Source organism: Acidobacteriaceae bacterium (genome assembly GCA_035944135.1).
Classification (GTDB): Bacteria; Acidobacteriota; Terriglobia; order Terriglobales; family Acidobacteriaceae; genus Granulicella.
The window spans coordinates 136,639-154,375 of the sequence record DASZBM010000002.1; the positions used below are offsets into that span (position 1 = coordinate 136,639).

Consider the following 17,737-nt stretch of genomic DNA (forward strand, 5'->3'; position numbering starts at 1 on the left):
TTGACCACACCTTCAAGCGAAACGCTCCAGCTCGACAAACGGTTTTCAAAGTTCTTCTCGCATGGCATGGCGCGGCTGTACCATGTTGCGAAGACTAAGCTGCAGGAGTTGAAGAACGCCCGATGGTGAAGACCCACCGCAGGTATCAGGAGATTGCCGGACGTATCTCGCGTTACATCGCGGAGAACAATCTCCATCCGGGGGCACGGCTTCCGGGAGAGATTGACCTCGCAAAAGTGTGCGGCGTGAGCCGTCCGACGATTCGTGAGGCAATGATTGCGCTGGAGATCGCCGGCGAGCTGGAGATCCGCAGCGGATCGGGCGCGTATGTTCGCGAGGCGGTAAACCCGATGTCCCTGGTGCTGGACTCCGGCCCGGGACCGTTCGAACTGTTGCGCGCGCGATTGCTGATAGAAGGCGAAACGGCGGCGGATGCGGCGCTGTACGCGTCGGCGGGTGATCTGAACAAGATCGAGAAGACTCTCGAACAGATGCGGCGCATGGTGGATGGCAAGATCAATGCGCAGGTGTCGGACCGGCAGTTTCATGTGGCGATCGGCGAGGCTGCAAAGAACAGCGTGCTGGCGAGCATCATCAACGGGCTTTGGGCGGGGATGTTTGCGCCGATGTATCACAGGCTGAGCCAGCGGGCCGGGCTCGAGCAGCATCAGGCGGCGGCGCTCGAGGATCACGAGGCGATCTTCAAGGCGATAGCGGCGCGCGACCCCAACGAGGCGCGGCGCGCGATGCGGCGGCATCTGCAGCACGTGGAAGAGCACCTGACGAGCGATACGGACGAGATCGAATCGAATGACAAGACGCCTCCTCCGTCGAAGCGGGCGGGGCGCAGTGCAGGGAACGGCGCCGCAACACCGCGCCGCAACTGAAGCTGAACTGAACAGTCATGAGATTGCGGGAATACAACCCGAGTGATCTCGGCGCTATCTTTGCGCTGGATGAAGTATGTTTCGCGAAGCCGTTCCGGTTCTCAGAGCGCGCGATGCAGCAGTTTGCTGAAGCAAGAAATGCGCTGACGATCATTGCCGATGATGAAGCGAGCGGTGAGATCGCCGGGTTTTGCATTGCTCATGTGGAGAGAGCGCGCAAGGGGCTCGTCACATACGTGGTTACGCTGGATGTTGATCCGAAGTACCGCCGGCATGGGCTGGCGCGGCGGATGATGCAGAGCATCGAAGAGCAAGCGTCGGACGCGGGTTGTGAGGCCGTGGAACTTCACGTCTGGGTCGAGAACGACGGCGCGATTGCGTTCTACGAACGCGAGGGCTACGAGCGATCGCACATGGTGAAGAGTTTCTACGGGCTCGGGCGGCATGCGTATGTTTACCGCAAGCCGCTGGAAAGTGCAGCGCGGCGCGCCGAGGAGTTCACCGCATTTCTGAAGGCGTGATCAAAACTTGAATCGGTAGCGGACTTCCCCGTAGAGCTGACGGGGCTGGTTGTAGTGGAAGCCGCCGAACGTGAGGCTGTTGTCCAGCAGCGCGCGCGTGTTGCTGATGTTCAGTGCATTGATGGAGGCTGTACAGCGCTCGCCGAAGTCGCGGGCCAATGAGAGGTCGGCCGTGGTGTGCGACGGAAGATAATCGCCGCTGTAGGGCGAAGGCGGATCCGGGTAGCCGTTTGAAAAGCCGGAGCCATAGTAGACGTTGAACGCACCGAAGAGGTGGAACGGCAGGTTGGCGTTCATGCCCAGGTTGAGCGTGTTGCGCTGATCGTGGTCGAGCGGCGAATAACCCGGTGGAACATCACAGACGCCGGAGTTGTCGGGGTCGAAGCAGACTAAGCCGCCGGTGATGCCGCCGATCTGTTGCGCGATTTGATTGGAATAGGAGAGATGGACCTGTCCGAACCGCCATGAATGCGGGGAGCGGAGCGTGAGCTCCCACGCCTGGATGAGGGCGCCCTGCACAGTGACGGGGATGAAAATGCTCGACTCACCAATGTTGTTGTGATCCAGGAAGTTGCTGGCTCTCGTTTCGAATGTGTCGGCGTCGAGCAGCCATCCTTTGAATGGAATCTGCACGCCGAACTGATGCTCTTCATCGCGTTCGCCGCGGAGCTTGGCGTAGTTGTCGTTGCTGCTCTGCGCGTATTCGAGCGCCGGGCCGGTGATGCTTGTGAGCGGGGGCGGCTGGTAGTAATGGCCGTAGAAGGCGCGAAAGACCCAGTTGAGCTTCGGCACCTGCAGGGCGACGCCGACACGTGGATAAGTTGCGTCTTCGCTGACCAATCCTGAGAAGTGCGTCTGGCGCTCGCCGCCGATCAGCGTGAGCCAGTTGGTCGGGCGGAAGTTGTCTTCGATGTAGGTTTCTTCGACTCCGCCGCTGACCACCGGGTTGATGGAGAAGTTGTTGGCGCTGCCGTCGTTGAAGACCACCGAGAACAGATCGTTCTCATGCTGCGCATAGCCATATACGCCTGCGCGAATGGTGTTGCGCGCAAGGACCGTCGAGAAGCTGGCCTGGCCGCCCGTGTAAACGCCGGTCTGGATTGCGGTCGTGGCGGTGGGCTGATCGTCGCTATTGGGCTGATCGTTGGTGCGGTTGTAGTGGTAGAAGGGTGAGACCTGCGCGACGGTGTTGGCGCTGAATGTGTGCAGCCAGGTGAACGCGCCGTAGCTGTCGGTCTCGTGCTCAGCATCGCGCAGCGAGCTCGAGTCGTAGAGCTGATTCTCCCAGTCGGTGGGATTGGGATCGTAAGGGACCTGGTAGAAGTCGGCGCGAAGCTGGCCGACGTAGCGGAGCTGGTTGGCAGGATCCGGATTGAAGACCAGCGAGCCGAATCCGCCGTAGCCGCTCTCCTGATCGTGGATGGGCGCAGAGACGGCAGGTTGCAGGCCGTCATTGCTGTAGTTTCCGTTCACGCTGGTGTACCAGGCGAATCGCTCGCTATGGTCGCCGAAGGAGAGCTGGTCGTTCGTCTGGTGGAAGTTGCCGGCGGAGACCATAAGCTCCGCATCGCGGTTACGCTCGAAACCGGTGCGAGGAACGACGTCGAAGATGCCGTAGGTGCGATCGCCAAGCGACGCGTTATAGCTGCCGCGGTTAGCTTCGAGGGTGTCGACGTCCTTGGGGTCGATCTCGGGTGCGATGTTCGAGGCGATGTTCGTGTTTGGGATCTGCACACCGTCGATCAACCATGAGAGTTGATGGCCGCCGCGCACGTGCAGCATGTCGTGCGTTACATAGGCGCCAGGCACAAAGTCGGTAATCATCGCCAGCGAGTTGGTGAGGTCGGCGCCCGGTGTGCGCGCGATATCTATGCGGCTGATCTGCGTCTCCGGAGTTACAGAATCGACATTGGTGGCGTCCTGCACGGCAGAGACGCTCACGGCTTGATTCAGAGAGGCAACGGAGAGCATGTAGTGGAAGATCGGCGCGGAGTCGCTGCTGACTGTGACGGACTCATGCAGAGCTGCGAAACCCGGTTTACTGATGGCGATGATGTAGTCGCCGAGCGGGACGGCAGGCAAGCTGAATTCGCCAGACTGGTCCGAAGAGGCCGAAAATTTCAGATCCGAATGAGCTGCGTTAAGGACAACTGTTGCACCTGCGATCGGGCGATGCTGCGGATCGTGGACGATGCCGTGCAGCCCGCCAAACACGGTGGCGTGCGCGCAGAGGCCAGCAAAAAGAAGAAAGAAAGAGCAGAGAGGCGATATTTTTCGCATGGGATTCCGGCGCCCAGGTGGCGCTGCTAAAGCGAACAGGTGGCAGCTTGCACGCGAAGCCGCATGCAAATGCTGCTATGCGAGGGCGGGGGATTGAAAGGGCGGGCCGCGCTTGGGGTGCAGTCGCTCGCTGATATGGCACGGATGCGTGTCGCGCCCTGCGCAGGAGAGGACAAGCGTATCGAGAGAAATTTCGGGCGGCGAGCTGCGTTCAAGGAACGGATGGAAGACGACTAACGCTGGTACCGCCCGCTGCGGCCAGACAGGGCAAACTGCGTTGACCTGGTGGGCCGACGGATCTTTCTGCCGATCCAGCATGGCGCAGTGGTGCTGGCCGTGACGCCGGCAGCACGCCGGAAGGGCCGCATCCGGATCCTGCGCGAGCGCGATCAGCGGCGCAACCAACGGAAGCGCAAAGGCCGCGAGCAGCAGGATGGAGAGCAGGCGTCTCATAAGACCAGACACCCCAGTGTACGGCCTCGTGCGGTGCTTGCGGGTGTTCCTTTTCTAACTTCGGATGCGATAAACCGCAGCCGTCGTGGTCTAAGCTAAGAGGTAAATTCGCGAGGAGGCACGATGAACTTGCGAGTCCTGGGTACAGCACTTTGGGCTGGCGCGTTGGGTCTGGGCGTGGTTGGCGGAGCCGCAGCGATTCACGGACGGAATGGCGTCGTGCTTGGCCCGCCGCCTGAGGTAGCCGTCGAGCCGGTGACGGAGGTCGTGGGTGGGCATAGGATCACCGACAACTATCGCTGGCTCGAGGACCAGAAATCTCCGGAGACGCGGGCCTTTCTAAAGGCCCAGATGGCCTACACGGATAGCTACTTTGCGCAGGTGGGCGACCTGCGCGAGCGCATTCAAAAACGTCTGACCGAGTTGAGCCGCGTGGACCAGACAGGCATGCCGCAGGAGAGGAGCGGCCTGCTCTTCTTCACGCGCAGGCTCGCGGTAGAGAACCAGGCCTCCATCTACATGCGGCCGCTGCGGTTCGAAGTGAAGGGCGGAGCGTGGTTGCAGCCGGGCGATGTACGACTGATCGATGCACGGACACTGAGTGCGGATTCGAATGCGTCGGTCAACATCGCGGCGATCTCGCGTAAGGGCGACCTGCTGGTGTATGGCGTCCGCCACGGAGGGGCGGACGAGCAGACGATTCACTTCTACGATGTGCCGAAGCGCGCAGAGATCGAAGACGAGCTTCCGCTGGCAAGGTATAGCGGCTTCGGACTCACGCCGGATGCGAAGACGCTCTTCTACTCGAAGACGATGAGCGATGGAACCGCAGCGGTTTTTCAGCACACGGTGGGAACGCAGACCGGCAAGGACACGCAGATATTCGGAGGCACGTATAGGGACGAGACGCTTGGAGCACTCGATCTGATCAACTGCAGGGTCAGCGAGAACGGCCACTGGTTAATCATTTCGGTGAGCCATGGAGTGCCGGCGACTCGCGAGGACATTCTGTTGAAGGATCTTCGCAAGCCGGATGCGCAGTTCGAGCCGCTGGTTTATGGCGTCGATTCGCGGTTTCAGCTTCATATGTACCACGACGAGATGTTCGTCAGCACGGACTTCAACGCGCCCAACGGACGCGTACTGCGCGCCAGCTTCGGCGATCCTTCGACGAAGAGCTGGCCGGTGGTTATAGCCGAGAGCAAGAGCCCGATCCGCGCCGTGTCGATTGTGGACGGCGTGTTCTTCGTCGGCAGGCTGAATGATGTAAAGACCGAGACGAATATCTACTCGCGGCACGGCAAGGAGATCGGCGAAATTAAGTATCCGACGATCGGGACCGGCGGCGTGGTGCAGGGACGCGAGGACTCGGACACCGGCTACTATACGTTCTCATCGTTCACGGTGCCCCCGACCATCTACGAGTACAACGTCGCCACGAAGGAGAGCACGGTGTGGTCGGAGTCGAAGGTGCCATTTGATTCCAATCAGTACGAGGTACATCAGGTCTTCTTCACGTCGAAGGATGGGACGCGCGTGCCGATGTTTGTTGCGGGCCGCAGGGGTCTGGCGATGGACGGCAAGGCGCCCCTGCTGATGACCGGCTATGGCGGCTTCGACATCTCGGAGACGCCGGCGTTCAGCCCGGAGTACGCGTGGTGGATGGAGCAGGGTGGCTTCTTCGCGCTGCCCAATCTTCGCGGTGGAGGAGAGTACGGTGAGAAGTGGCACGAGGCGGGGATGTTCGAGCACAAGCAGAACGTCTTCGACGACTGGTTCGCTGCAGCCGAGTATCTCCTGAACAATCACTACACGACGCGCGAACGGCTGGCGATTACAGGGCGATCAAATGGTGGTCTGCTCATGGGCGCGTCGATGACGCAGCGGCCGGATCTCTACGGAGCGATCCTGTGCGGCTATCCGCTGCTGGATATGAGCCGCTATCAGCGGTTCCTTGTCGGGCGCTGGTGGACGACCGAGTACGGCTCAGCGGAAAAGCCCGATCAGGCTGCATACATCCTGCAGTATTCGCCGTACCAGAACATCCGCCAGGGTGTGCATTATCCGGCGATCATGTTTCTCTCCGGCGACAGCGACACACGCGTGGCTCCGCTGCACGCGCGCAAGATGACCGCGGCGATGCAGGCGACCGTGATGGCAGAGCCAGAGGATGATCGAAGGCCGGTTCTACTCCACTACGACACCCGCGCCGGCCACAGTGCCGGCGTCAGTGTGGAGCAGGGAATCCACGACACCACGGACGAATTGACGTTTCTATGGAATGAGACGGGTGGAAGCTAGAGCACTTAACCGCGAAACTGGCTCCTGTGACTTTGCCTCGTAACTTCGATTGAAGCGCAGGATAACCGCCCACTCACCATCAAGGTCCGGCGACCTCCAGACGATCTGCCCATGCAGAACGGCGGCGATTTCCGCGGGAGAGAGGTCGGGGTTTGCGTTGAAAGCGCGGCCGATTCGACTGGCGGGATGTGACAGGAGATAGCGTTGCAGGCTCGGGGCGACATAGTGCGTCGTGAAGACGATCGCAGTATCGAAGCGCTCGGGGTGTTCCGCCGCCTTTTGAATTTCGGCCAGCGAGAAGTCTTCAATCGGGGTAACGCGTATAGGGCGCGTGGTGTAGCCGAGCTCCGGATTGGACAAGTCAGTAGAGACAGGCCAGGCAGTCAGCACGGTTGCATCGGGATAATGCTGATTCACGAACGCAACAGCCTCCTGGTGAACCACAATCATGTCGCGGTAGACCAGTGTGTCCTCGGGCGCGAAGGAGGTTGGCGGATTGATCCAGAGGCCGCTCAGGAACATCGCTGTCGTTGCTGCGGTAAGCCAGAGAAGCCATGGTGTGCGGTCCCGCCATGTATCAACACAGAGCAGAAGGATTACCGGATAAACCGGCAAGAGATATCGGGTGAGCAGCGCTCCGCCCAGCACAGAGAAGGCGATCCAGTTGGCGAAAATCAGGAACGCGCACGTGACTCGCGTGATGATGGTCAGGGACTTTACTTCATTGCGTGGACGAGGGGGCAGCAGCAGGCAAGCGCCCGCGAGCAGGAGTGGCAGCCATATGTTGCGTTGCCATACGAGGTGCAGAAAACGGTATCGCAGCGCCGTAAAGATGTGCGCGGCCGTAAAATTTGCCGTGGCGTTGTAACGCAGATAGACCGGATTGCCGAAGATGAAGCCGGTACGGGCGCGATGATAGGCGTACCACGCGATCAGCGGCAGGAACGGAGCGGCCAGCGCAGTCATCCAGCGAAGGCGTTCGCGGCGCGCCACGGGTGAGCGGCGTTGATAAATAAATCGCCCGGCCTCGATGGCGATGAGCGCGGCAGGTTCTACGATCGCCGTCTCTTTTGAGAGCGCGGCAAGCGAGAACAGAACGGCGACGACAATCCGGTTGCGGCGCTGATCACGCTCGGTTGCAGTCGCCAGGGGTGAACTGGTCGCCGGCAGGTACACGGCGAATGCCCAGAGCGTGAATGCAGCTGCAAAGATGTCGGCGTGCGCGAGTGTGCTCTGCGCAAACCAGATCGGATAAACCGCGATCATCAGCGTCAGGCTCACAGCCGCTGTGGGGTCCAGAAGACGTTGTGCAAGTCGAAAGATTGCGGTCAGCGCCGCGGCGGCGACGGCACACACGGCCAATCGGGTAGCAAGGATATGCAGGCCAACGATGTGCCACAAGGTGCCGAGCAGAATGTTCGGCACCGGCGGGTGTGCATTGGTGAACTGCGGGATGATCCAACCGTGGTGGTAGAAGTCCAGCGCAGCCGGGATGTAGTATCCGCCCTCGTCCCAGTAGTAGGGAAGGCGCAGGAGGGTGAGATGGCTGAGGGCCACGCATGCGAAGAGCAGAAGCCAGAGCAGCCACGAGGGCAGCGCGGCGATGCGAACGGGAATCGGGCCTGACGAGCGCGCGTCCACTGCGGGTTAGTGAACCGGACCGCCGGGAGGCGTAACAAAGCGCGCGTTGTTGGCCGATGAGGGCTCAAGCGCAATGGTGCCGAAGGTCTGCTCGTACTGGGCGAGGTTCATACCGAGAATATTGTGCAGCGCCTTGGCCTGTTGCGGACTGAGATAGATGCCCTGAAAGTTGTCAATCTCTACCTGCTCCGGCATCTGCGGCGAGAGAGTGCCGAAGACGAGCAAAAAGTCCCAGACAGAGAGGCGCACCTGGACACTATTCGCATAGGAGTCGCGATAGTCCGCAGTGCGCTTGAGAAGGATGCGAGGGTTGTCGGGCGAAACGGGCTGATTCATTGAATATCCTGCGGCGGCTTGGTGCGGGGAGAGGGACTTGAACCCTCACGCCTTACGGCACAGGCTTCTAAGACCTGCGTGTCTGCCATTTCACCATCCCCGCTGAAGTGGCCGTCCCCTCAGCGTATCGGGGATGGGGCGCGGGTGCAATGCGTCAGATGGATGACAAACTCGGAACCCGGTTTGTTGCGAGGATGGAATATATAGGGTCGGGATCGAACCTCTGCTAAGAGGGGTCCTGATGACCTGTGCGCGCATAGCAGGCATTTCGCAGGTGGCCGATGCTCGGTTCGTCCGCGGGCGGGTGGCTGAATTTGCTTCCCGGTGTCGATTCAGGTCTGCGATGGGATAGTTATCACAAAACGCCCTCGATCGCCGTAAAACGGTTTATACCTGTGAATTCTTACGACCCCGCTGCGTAATCTCCGCAAGTTTTTCCTTGACTGTCCTCCAGAGCTCTATGTATTTTGCCCTTCGCAAAAATACCTCCATCGATTGTGGTTACGAAAAGGGCTGAAGGAGATGCTCGACCGACTGCCGCAGCGACCGACTGGACCGGTTCGCTGCGCTTTGTTGTGTCTGGATCGCGGCGTTTGAGGAGTTTTTTTAGCACAGCACGGGAAGTTCTGGAACAGAAAGATCTTGAAGCAGTTTGGCAGGAAGATTTCTGGAGGCGGCGGATGAAGGGCAGCGTGTTTTGCAAGGCGGGGGAGACCGGAATGCAACATCTTCACAAGATCGTGCGTAATGGCGCAAGTGCGTGTGCTCTCATACTGGTCGTCCCGGTCCTCGGGCTCTGTGGTGGAACCGCCGGAGCTCAGAGTGTCCCGAATGTAGTGCTGAGCCAGGTGACAACCCTTGCCGCTCTGCCCAACGGTGGCGCGCTTGCCGGCAGCAATCCGGCGGGCAGCAGTATGGCCGTCGACTCCGCCGGCAATCTGTACGTCAGCACCACCTACGGCAGCACGATCGCCGAGTTCCCGGCTGGGTCAACCACAGCCACGAAGCTGGGGTCGTTCTCGAACCCCGGCCCAGTTGCGATCGATCCGGCCGGCAACCTGTACATCGGCCAGGCGTATAGCGCGACCGTCATTAAGATTCCGCTGGTCAGCGGAACGCTCGCGGCAATCAGCACCCCCGGCAGCTCGACCCCAACGTGCACCGGAAATGACACGACGGAGTGTGCGCTTCCGTTCTCCGCACCCGTGGCCGGTCTCGTATCGATGGTCTTCGACGCGGCAGGAGACCTGTTCTTCACCTCCACCACCGGGGGAACGGATCCCAATTCTGTCTTCGAGTGCACAGCAGCGTGCCTGATGAGCTCGTCATCTACGGCGACCCTGCTCTATAGCGAGCCGTCCGCAGGAGTTACGGAAGGGTCGGACACCGCATATTGGCAGCTGGGAGGAATTGCGGTCGATCCGTGGGGCAACGTCTTCTTCGCCGATTCGCTGCTCGACAAGAAAGACACTAATGGCTTCAGCTATCAATCGACGCTGAAAGAGCTCACGTATAGCAGCGGCTCCTATAGCTCCACGCCTGTCACGCTTTACACGCTCACTGACAGCTCCCCTGGGGATTATGACGATCAGCTTGTGGGCGTAGCCATCGACTCGAACGGCACTGTTTACTTTTCGACAGAATACGACGGCATCTACGCGTTCCCGAACAACAAGGGAACGGTGACAACTACTACTCGCTACATGATGTCGACCCAGGGCGCGAAGATTCTGACCACGGATGGTCATGGGAATTTTTACGTCGTCAGTTACACATCTTCGGACACGGCCATCCGTGTCGGGATCGGTGAGCTGACTGCGACGGCTTCGTCGGTGGGAAGCAGCTCGACGGCGAACGCGACAGTCATCCTCAATGACGAGGGCTGCTCGCCTGCTCCGATGGTGAACTTCTCCGCCCTTGAGGGGAGCACGTCAACGACGGAATTTACAGCGGCGACGACGGGGTCCTGCAACACGGTCAACAGCACCGGTGCAAGCTACGCGGTCACGCTGACATTTACGCCGGCTTATGGCGGCACACGGTCCGCCACGCTCAATGCAACCGAGGCGAGCGGTCCAGGTAGCAGCGGCTCGGCGAGCGTGACCGGGTTCGCCACCGGACAGTTGGCTCCCCCGACGTTCTCTCCAGCGGCAGGAACGTACAACGCCGTGCAGACCGTTAACATCTACGACCAGACGCCCGGCGTCTCTATCTACTACACGACTGACAACTCAACTCCCACAACAAGCTCCAACCTTTATTCCGGTCCGATCACGGTCTCTTCGACAGAGACCATTAACGCGATTGCGACGTCCAGCGCGAGCGGAGTGACCACCAGCAGTGTCGCTAGCGCTGCGTACACGATTCAACTTCCAGCGGCAACGCCGACCTTCTTGCCAGTTGGCGGGTCTTATGCGGCAGCGCAGACGGTGACGATCTCCGATGCCACCTCCGGCGCAACCATCTACTACACGACTGACGGCTCAACCCCGACAACCTCGTCGAAGGTTTATAGCGCGCCGATCGCCGTCTCTTCGAGCGAAGTGGTCAAGGCGATCGCGGCCGCCAGCGGATCGCCGAATAGCAACGTCGGAGCGGCAACGTACCTCATCAACAGTGCGACGAATGGGACCTCACTTAGCGTGTTGATGGAGCAGATCTCTACGCTGGGAACATTCTCCGGTGGGGGCGCGCTGGCCGGTGGCAGTCCTGCGGGCAACAGCTTCGCCGTCGATGCGAACGGTAACCTGATCACGGGAAACAGCTACGGGAGCAAAATCCTGGAGTTCGCGCCGGGCTCGACCACCGCGACGACGCTGGCGTCGTTCAGCAATCCGGGTCCTGTAGCGATTGACTCGGCCGGCAATCTTTACATCGGCCAGACGTACAGCGGCCAGATCGCCAAGATTCCTGTCGTGAGTGGAGCGTACGCAGCCATCAGTGCTCCCGGCAGCGGGACACCGACTTGCACGGGCAGCGATACGGCAGAGTGCGTAGTGGCCGCAACGATGCCTGTCTCCGGGCTCGCTACGATGACTTTCGACGCTGCGGGTGACCTCTTCTTTACTTCAACAGACGGAAGCACGAACCCGAATTCAGTCTATGAGTGCACGGCAGCCTGCATGAAGACGGGCTCTCCGGCGCCCGTACTTCTATGGGCGGAGCCCACCGGAACAGTGACTGAAGGAACCGCGAAGGCGAGCTGGTATCTGGGCGAGATCGCCGTCGATCCGTCGGGTGATGTGTTCTTCACGGACACGCTCATGGTGGCGTCGGCCAACACGAATTACCAGTCCACGTTGAAGGAGTTGACCTACAGCGGAGGAGCTTACAGCTCGACACCCACGACGGTGTACACGCTGAACATTGCCTCTCCAAGCGCTTATGACAACCAACTGGACGCGGTTGCAGTGGACGCGAACGGGACTGTGTACTTCGCGGACCAATACGACGGCGTCTTTGCCTTTGCAAACAATAAGGGAACCGTCAACACGAACACCGAGTACACGGTTTCGACGCAAGGCGCGAAAATGCTCACGCTCGACTCAAAGGGCAACGCGTATGTATCCACATACTCGAGTTCCGCGAGTTCGGACGTCGCAATGCAGATCGCGATCGACAACATTACTCTGCCGAACGCGGCCGTGCCCGGCTCGTCGACTGCAAGCAACGTTACGACCATCCTGAATGATGGCGGCTGCTCTACCTCGCCGGTAGTCTCATTCTCGGCAACCGAGAACGGAGCCGCGTCCACGGAGTTTTCCGCCAACACTACCGGAAGCTGCACGTCGACCTCGACCGGCGGAGCCTCGTTTGCTACGAACGTCACGTTCAATCCGACAGTCGCAGGAACCCATGCTGGCGTGCTCACTGCGGTTGATACGGTGAATGGCGGCGTCGGTTCGGCGAACTTGTTTGGCGTAACCGCAGGCAGCGCTGCAGGGACGCCTACCTTCTCGCCGGCCGCCGGAACCTACACCAGCGTTCAGACTGTAACGATCTCTGACGCCACACCTGGCGCGACCATCTACTACACGACCGATGGAACGACGCCGACCACCAGCTCCACAAAGTACACCGGCTCGATTACGGTTTCCTCGTCGGAGGCGATCAATGCGATCGCAGTCGTCAGCGGTCTCAGCAACAGCGCCGTTGCGACAGCAGACTACACGCTCAATCTTCCGCTAACCCAGACGCCGGCGCTTTCCGTGGCGACCGGCACCTACACATCCATTCAAACGGTGAAGATCACCGACTCAACCCTCGGCGCCAAGATCTACTACACGACGGACGGCAGCACACCCACCACCAGCTCGACGCCGTACAAGAGCCCAATCACAGTCTCAACGTCGGAAACCCTGAATGCGATCGCTGTTGCCACAGGGTACGCGCCAAGCGCAGTAGCGACGGCGAACTACACGATCAACCTCACGGTTACTTCGCCGACCTTCTCCCCCGCAGCAGGAACCTTCACGACGATCCAGACGGTCACGATAGCGGATACGACACCAGGTGCCTCGATCTACTACACGACGGATGGGAGTACGCCCAGCACCAGCTCAAACCTTTACAGCGGCCCCGTCCAGGTTCTCGGATCGGAGACGATCAATGCGACCGGCGTTCTGACCGGCTATGCCAATAGTCCGGTGGCGTCGGCGACCTACACACTCAACCTTCCGCAGGCGGCGACACCGACCATCTCCCTCGGCAGTGGAACCTACACGGTCTCGCAGCCGGTTACGATCTCTGACACAACCACCGGCGCCACCATTTACTACACGGTCGACGGCTCGACGCCGACCACAAGCTCCAAGGTTTACTCCGGTGCGCTGACTCTCTCGGCAACGGAAACCCTGAAGGCCATTGCGGTCGCGATCGGCTATAGTCCGAGCGCTGTCGCCACTTCCTCCTACACCGTCAACATCATGCCCGCGGGGTTTGCGCTCTCTACGAACCCCTCCTCGCTAACGATCCCGTCGACAGCCACCTTCGGCACTGTTCAACTCACGGTTCAACCGGAGGGCGGATTCACGGGTGCGGTCCTGCTCTCCTGCAGCGGCCTTCCCGCCGGCGCCGCGTGCGGCTTCAGCGCCTCGCCCGTGAACCTGACCAACTACAACCAGCCCCAGACCGTCACCGTCACTATCAGCACCGGGCAGGTCGCGATGCAGCGGCACCGCTCCAATCCGCTGGTGCCTGAGGCGACCCTGGCGCTTGCGCTCTGCTTCCTCGGATTCCGGAAGCGCCGCGGGGTCCAGATCGTGCTGCTGGCCGTCATCAGCGTCCTTGGCGTCACGATGCTCGGCGGTTGCGGTTCGTCGGGTCCGGGAACCACCACCTCCACAGCCACCATCACGGCCACTGCAGGCTCCCTCTCGAGCAAGACGACCGTCTCGATCACCATGAACCACTAAACCCTGTTGTTTGCGACCGGCAGGCCTCCCAAAAGCTTGGGAGGCCTGCCTTTTTGCTCCGGCTTCCGTCCCGTGGACGTGAAACCCAGCTTCGACATCTTAGAAAGCACCGCCGAATCGGCTGGGGAACGGTTTGGCACGGGCCTGCGCAGGGGAGTCCAGATCTTGCGACCGAGGCAGGGTCTAGTGCATCCTATGCATGAAAGTTGATAAGGACACACTAAAGATGCCAAACGAGTTTGTGAGCGTAATCCGGCCGACAGGCGAAAGAGAGGGTGAGGAAAAGGTTGACGGGAGCTCGTATCCTGTTCTTCCCGTGCGAGATACGGTTCTGTTCCCTCACGCCGTGCTGCCCCTGACCGTGGGCCGTGAGAGCTCCATCCAGCTCATTCAGTCCCTCGGCGAGGAGAAGACCATCCTGGTGGTCGCCCAGCGCGACGCCCGACAGGATGCCCCCCTCGGCACCGACCTGCATTCCATCGGCACACGAGCGACCGTTCATAAGGTCGTAAAGATGCCCAACCAGAGCCTCTTTGTCTTCACGGAGGGCACGGAGCGCGTGAAACTGACCAACTTCACGCAGGTACAGCCGTTCCTCACGGCCGAGTTCGAGACGATTCACGAGATCGTGCCTCCGGATTCCGCGGAGCTCGAAGCCCTGCAGCGCAATGTCGTCGGCCAGTTCCGCGAGATCGTCACCTCGTCGCCGACCCTGTCGGACGACCTGCAGACGATAGCCATCAACATTGAGGAACCGTCGCGGCTCTCCGATTTCATCGCCTCCAGTCTGCCGTTCCTCACAACGGCCGAGCGTCAGGAACTGCTCGAGACGGCCGACGTGAAGGCGCGCCTCGAGAAGCTGAACAGCCATCTCGCCAAGGAGATCGAGGTCCAGCAGCTTCGCAACAAGATTCAGAGCGAGGTTCAGGACTCGGTGCAGCAGTCGCAGCGTGACTACTATCTCCGCGAGCAGATGAAGGCGATTCAGAAGGAGCTTGGCGATCAGGACGAGACTCAGAAGGATGTCCAGGAGCTCAAAGAGAAGATCGAAGCTGCGGGCATGCCTGAGGAGGTCAAGAAGGACGCCCTCAAAGAGTTGAACCGCCTCAGCCGCATGAATCCCGCCGCGGCGGACTACTCTCTCACGCGCAATTACGTCGAGTGGCTCGCGGTCCTGCCGTGGTCGAAGCAGTCCGCAGGCGAAGTCGACATCAAGAAGGCGCAGGAGGTTCTCGACACCGACCACTACGGCCTCAAAAAGGTGAAGGACCGCATCCTCGACTATCTGAGCGTGCGCCGTCTCAAGCCCGACATGAAGGGTCCGATCCTCTGCTTTGTTGGCCCTCCGGGAGTGGGCAAAACCTCGCTCGGCCGCTCGATCGCCCGGGCGCTCGGTCGCAAGTTCTCGCGCATTTCGCTCGGCGGCATGCATGACGAGGCGGAGATTCGCGGTCACCGGCGCACGTACATCGGCGCTCTGCCGGGGCAGATTATTCAGCACCTGAAGCGGGTCGAAGTGCGTGATCCCGTCTTCATGCTGGACGAGATCGATAAACTTGGCCGCGACTTCCGCGGCGACCCGGCGAGCGCGCTGCTCGAGACGCTGGATCCGGAGCAGAACAATACGTTCCGCGACAACTACCTCGATCAGCCGTTCGACCTCAGCCACGTGCTGTTTATCTGCACAGCCAACCAGCTGGACACGATACCGGCGCCGCTGCTCGATCGCATGGAGATCATCGAGCTCACCGGCTATACCGAGGAGGAAAAGGTCAACATCGCTGAGCGCTATTTGATTCCGCGCCAGATCAAGGAGAACGGAATCTCGCCCGAAGCGATCGAGTTTCCGACGGAAAGCGTCGCTCTCATTGCCCGTCACTACACGCGTGAGGCTGGTGTCCGCAGGCTCGAGCAGCTCATCGGCACAGTTGCGCGCAAGACGGCACGCCTCGTCGCCGAAGGCCAGCTTGACCCCGCCAAGGGCGAGAAGCTCGTGATCACCCCGGAGATCGTGCACGAATTTCTCGGCGGCATCAAGGTTCGCGTGGACACCGAAATCGCCGAGCGCACGAAGCGCCCCGGAGTCGCTGTAGGTCTTGCCTGGACACCCGCCGGCGGCGACGTCCTCTTCATCGAAGCCAACAAGATGAAGGGTAAGGGCAACTTCTCCATGACCGGCCAGATTGGTGACGTGATGAAGGAGTCCATGCAGGCCGCTCTCACGTGGGTGCGTTCGAACGCTGCATCCCTTGGACTCGATGAGGACGTTCTCAAGGACACGGACATTCACATCCATGTACCTGCGGGCGCGATCCCGAAGGACGGCCCCAGCGCCGGTGTGACGATGGCGACTGCCCTCGTCAGCTTGCTGACGGACAAACCAGTTCGCCCGCTGCTGGCCATGACCGGCGAGATCACGCTCAGCGGAAACGTCCTTCCGGTCGGCGGTATCAAGGAGAAGTTCCTCGCCGCGAAACGCGCGGGTGTTCGCGATGTCATCCTTCCCATCGACGTGAAAACCAATGTGGAGGAAGATCTCGCCCCTGACCAGATCGACAACGTCACCATCCACTATGCCTCGCGCATCGAGGACGTGCTCGCCGTCGCTCTGCCTCACACGCAGCAGGAGACCGTGCAGGACGAAGAAGTTCGCGAAGAGGTTCTCGCATCCGTGAATTAAGCGGCGCGGATGCTTCTGACAGCCGGGGCGAATCTGCCTCGGCTGTTTTGCTTTTACGCTGGAACGAAGCGGCAACGATATCCTGAGAACGATGACCGCAGAGAGCACACTGCTGCTGATCGACACCGTCGGCGACGCACCAGGCGCCGTGCTGACGCGAGGCGATCGGATCCTTGCCGGCGCGGAGTTCCCGCTGCGCTCCGCCTCCGCTGTGCTGTTGCCCGAGCTCCGCCGCATGTTCTCCGCCTCCGGCATCTCTCTTCGCGCTCTCAACGGAATTGGAGTCGTCTCCGGTCCCGGCTCGTTCACTGGTGTGCGCACCGGTCTCGCGATGGCCAAGGGTCTCTGCGAAGTTGCCGGCGTTCCACTCGCCAGCATCTCGCGCCTTCAATTGCTCGCCGAGGCCGCGGGACTCGACGAAGGTTTCGCCTTACTCGACGCCGGCCGTGGTTCGCTCTACATCCGCGAGCAGCGCCGCACCGAACCTGCGCACGAGTGGCTTGCCACGATTGAGCAATTTGAACGCACTGCTGCCGGCGCGCCGATCGTTGTTGCAGAGATGCGCACCGCAGAGCTGCTGGCCCAACTTGCGCCCGTCGTCCGGGAGCTTCGGCCCATTGATCTTCTGCGTCCAGTGGAGCGCTGCCTCGCCGCGGGTGGGACGAACGTCGCCTTTGCCGACGCAAACTATGTCTTGCCGGAGAGTGAGATTTACACTCGCCCACGGCACTCTCCAACAGCCGAGGCGAAGCAGCACTGATGGCGCCGCCTGGCATCATTCTCCGTCCTGCGGACGCAACCGATCTGCAGCGGCTTCTCGCTCTGAGCGAGAGTGCTCCCGGCGCACCGCGTTGGTCGCCGTCAACATGGCAGCAGATTCTTCGTTCCCCCAGCACAACAGCGCGACTGGTTCTCATGGCCGAGTCCGCCAACGAGTGCGTCGGCTTCGGCGTAGTGGGTCTTGCAGCGGACGTTGCAGAGATCGAGAGCCTCGCCGTCAGCGCAGATTGGCGGCGGCAGGGAGTCGCCCGCCTTCTCTGCTCCCATCTCCTCAAGTGGGCACACGCGCGGCATGCAACGCAAGCTTCGCTGGAGGTGCGGCTCACGAATATCCCCGCACGCGCCCTGTACGAATCACTCGGCTTTGAAAAGAATGCCGTACGCCGGGGCTACTATCGCGATCCTGAAGAGGATGCGCTCGTGATGACCATGGTCCTCTAGGCA

Annotated in this window: 11 protein-coding genes and 1 tRNA gene; 7 read left to right on the forward strand and 5 right to left on the reverse strand. The window is 60.8% G+C overall.

Going from position 1 to position 17,737, the window contains the following annotated elements:
* Positions 1 to 122 precede the first annotated feature (122 nt).
* Together VGU25_03265 and VGU25_03270 are read left to right on the forward strand one after the other, a co-directional pair.
* The gene (locus VGU25_03265; protein ID HEV2576211.1) at positions 123 to 887 is read left to right on the forward strand and encodes a FadR/GntR family transcriptional regulator; all 765 of its coding nucleotides are present in this window, start codon (positions 123 to 125) and stop codon (positions 885 to 887) included.
* A 17-nt stretch (positions 888 to 904) separates the two neighbouring features.
* Complete coding sequence (locus VGU25_03270) at positions 905 to 1,408, forward strand: N-acetyltransferase (protein ID HEV2576212.1); 504 nt, start codon at positions 905 to 907, stop codon at positions 1,406 to 1,408.
* On the opposite strand, the gene VGU25_03275 is transcribed toward VGU25_03270, so the two are convergent.
* Positions 1,409 to 3,688 (reverse strand): TonB-dependent receptor, encoded by a 2,280-nt coding sequence (locus VGU25_03275; GenBank protein HEV2576213.1) that lies wholly within the window; start codon positions 3,686 to 3,688, stop codon positions 1,409 to 1,411.
* 75 nt (positions 3,689 to 3,763) lie between these two features.
* Complete coding sequence (locus tag VGU25_03280) at positions 3,764 to 4,141, reverse strand: hypothetical protein (GenBank protein HEV2576214.1); 378 nt, start codon at positions 4,139 to 4,141, stop codon at positions 3,764 to 3,766.
* A gap of 123 nt (positions 4,142 to 4,264) precedes the next feature.
* Here VGU25_03280 and VGU25_03285 point away from each other — a divergent pair, with 123 nt between their 5' ends.
* A complete protein-coding gene (locus VGU25_03285; GenBank protein ID HEV2576215.1) occupies positions 4,265 to 6,442 on the forward strand; it encodes a prolyl oligopeptidase family serine peptidase in 2,178 nt (725 codons plus the stop codon).
* Here the strand turns inward: VGU25_03285 and VGU25_03290 are convergent.
* The 3 genes from VGU25_03290 to VGU25_03300 all read right to left on the reverse strand — a co-directional run bounded on the left by VGU25_03290 (position 6,416) and on the right by VGU25_03300 (position 8,522).
* Positions 6,416 to 8,083, reverse strand: a complete 1,668-nt coding sequence (locus VGU25_03290; protein ID HEV2576216.1) for a glycosyltransferase family 39 protein — start codon at positions 8,081 to 8,083, stop codon at positions 6,416 to 6,418. The two genes, VGU25_03285 and VGU25_03290, sit on opposite strands and share 27 nt — an antisense overlap.
* Before the next feature lie 6 nt (positions 8,084 to 8,089).
* Entirely contained in the window at positions 8,090 to 8,419 is a 330-nt protein-coding gene (locus VGU25_03295) for a DUF3467 domain-containing protein (GenBank protein ID HEV2576217.1), read from the reverse strand.
* Between the two features lie 19 nt (positions 8,420 to 8,438).
* A tRNA-Leu gene (locus tag VGU25_03300) sits at positions 8,439 to 8,522 on the reverse strand.
* A 616-nt stretch (positions 8,523 to 9,138) separates the two neighbouring features.
* On the opposite strand from VGU25_03300, the gene VGU25_03305 reads away from it, so the two are divergent.
* The 4 genes from VGU25_03305 (at position 9,139) to rimI (ending at position 17,734) form a co-directional block, all read left to right on the forward strand.
* Complete coding sequence (locus VGU25_03305; protein ID HEV2576218.1) at positions 9,139 to 13,833, forward strand: chitobiase/beta-hexosaminidase C-terminal domain-containing protein; 4,695 nt, start codon at positions 9,139 to 9,141, stop codon at positions 13,831 to 13,833.
* A gap of 226 nt (positions 13,834 to 14,059) precedes the next feature.
* Positions 14,060 to 16,513, forward strand: coding sequence for an endopeptidase La (gene lon / locus VGU25_03310; protein ID HEV2576219.1), 2,454 nt, complete (start codon positions 14,060 to 14,062; stop codon positions 16,511 to 16,513).
* 91 nt (positions 16,514 to 16,604) lie between these two features.
* Positions 16,605 to 17,273 carry a tRNA (adenosine(37)-N6)-threonylcarbamoyltransferase complex dimerization subunit type 1 TsaB gene (gene tsaB, locus VGU25_03315; GenBank protein HEV2576220.1) on the forward strand — a complete coding sequence of 223 codons (669 nt, stop codon included), beginning with the start codon at positions 16,605 to 16,607 and terminating at the stop codon, positions 17,271 to 17,273.
* Positions 17,273 to 17,734 carry a ribosomal protein S18-alanine N-acetyltransferase gene (rimI, locus tag VGU25_03320; protein ID HEV2576221.1) on the forward strand — a complete coding sequence of 154 codons (462 nt, stop codon included), beginning with the start codon at positions 17,273 to 17,275 and terminating at the stop codon, positions 17,732 to 17,734. Before tsaB ends, rimI begins: the two co-directional genes overlap by 1 nt.
* Positions 17,735 to 17,737 lie beyond the last annotated feature (3 nt).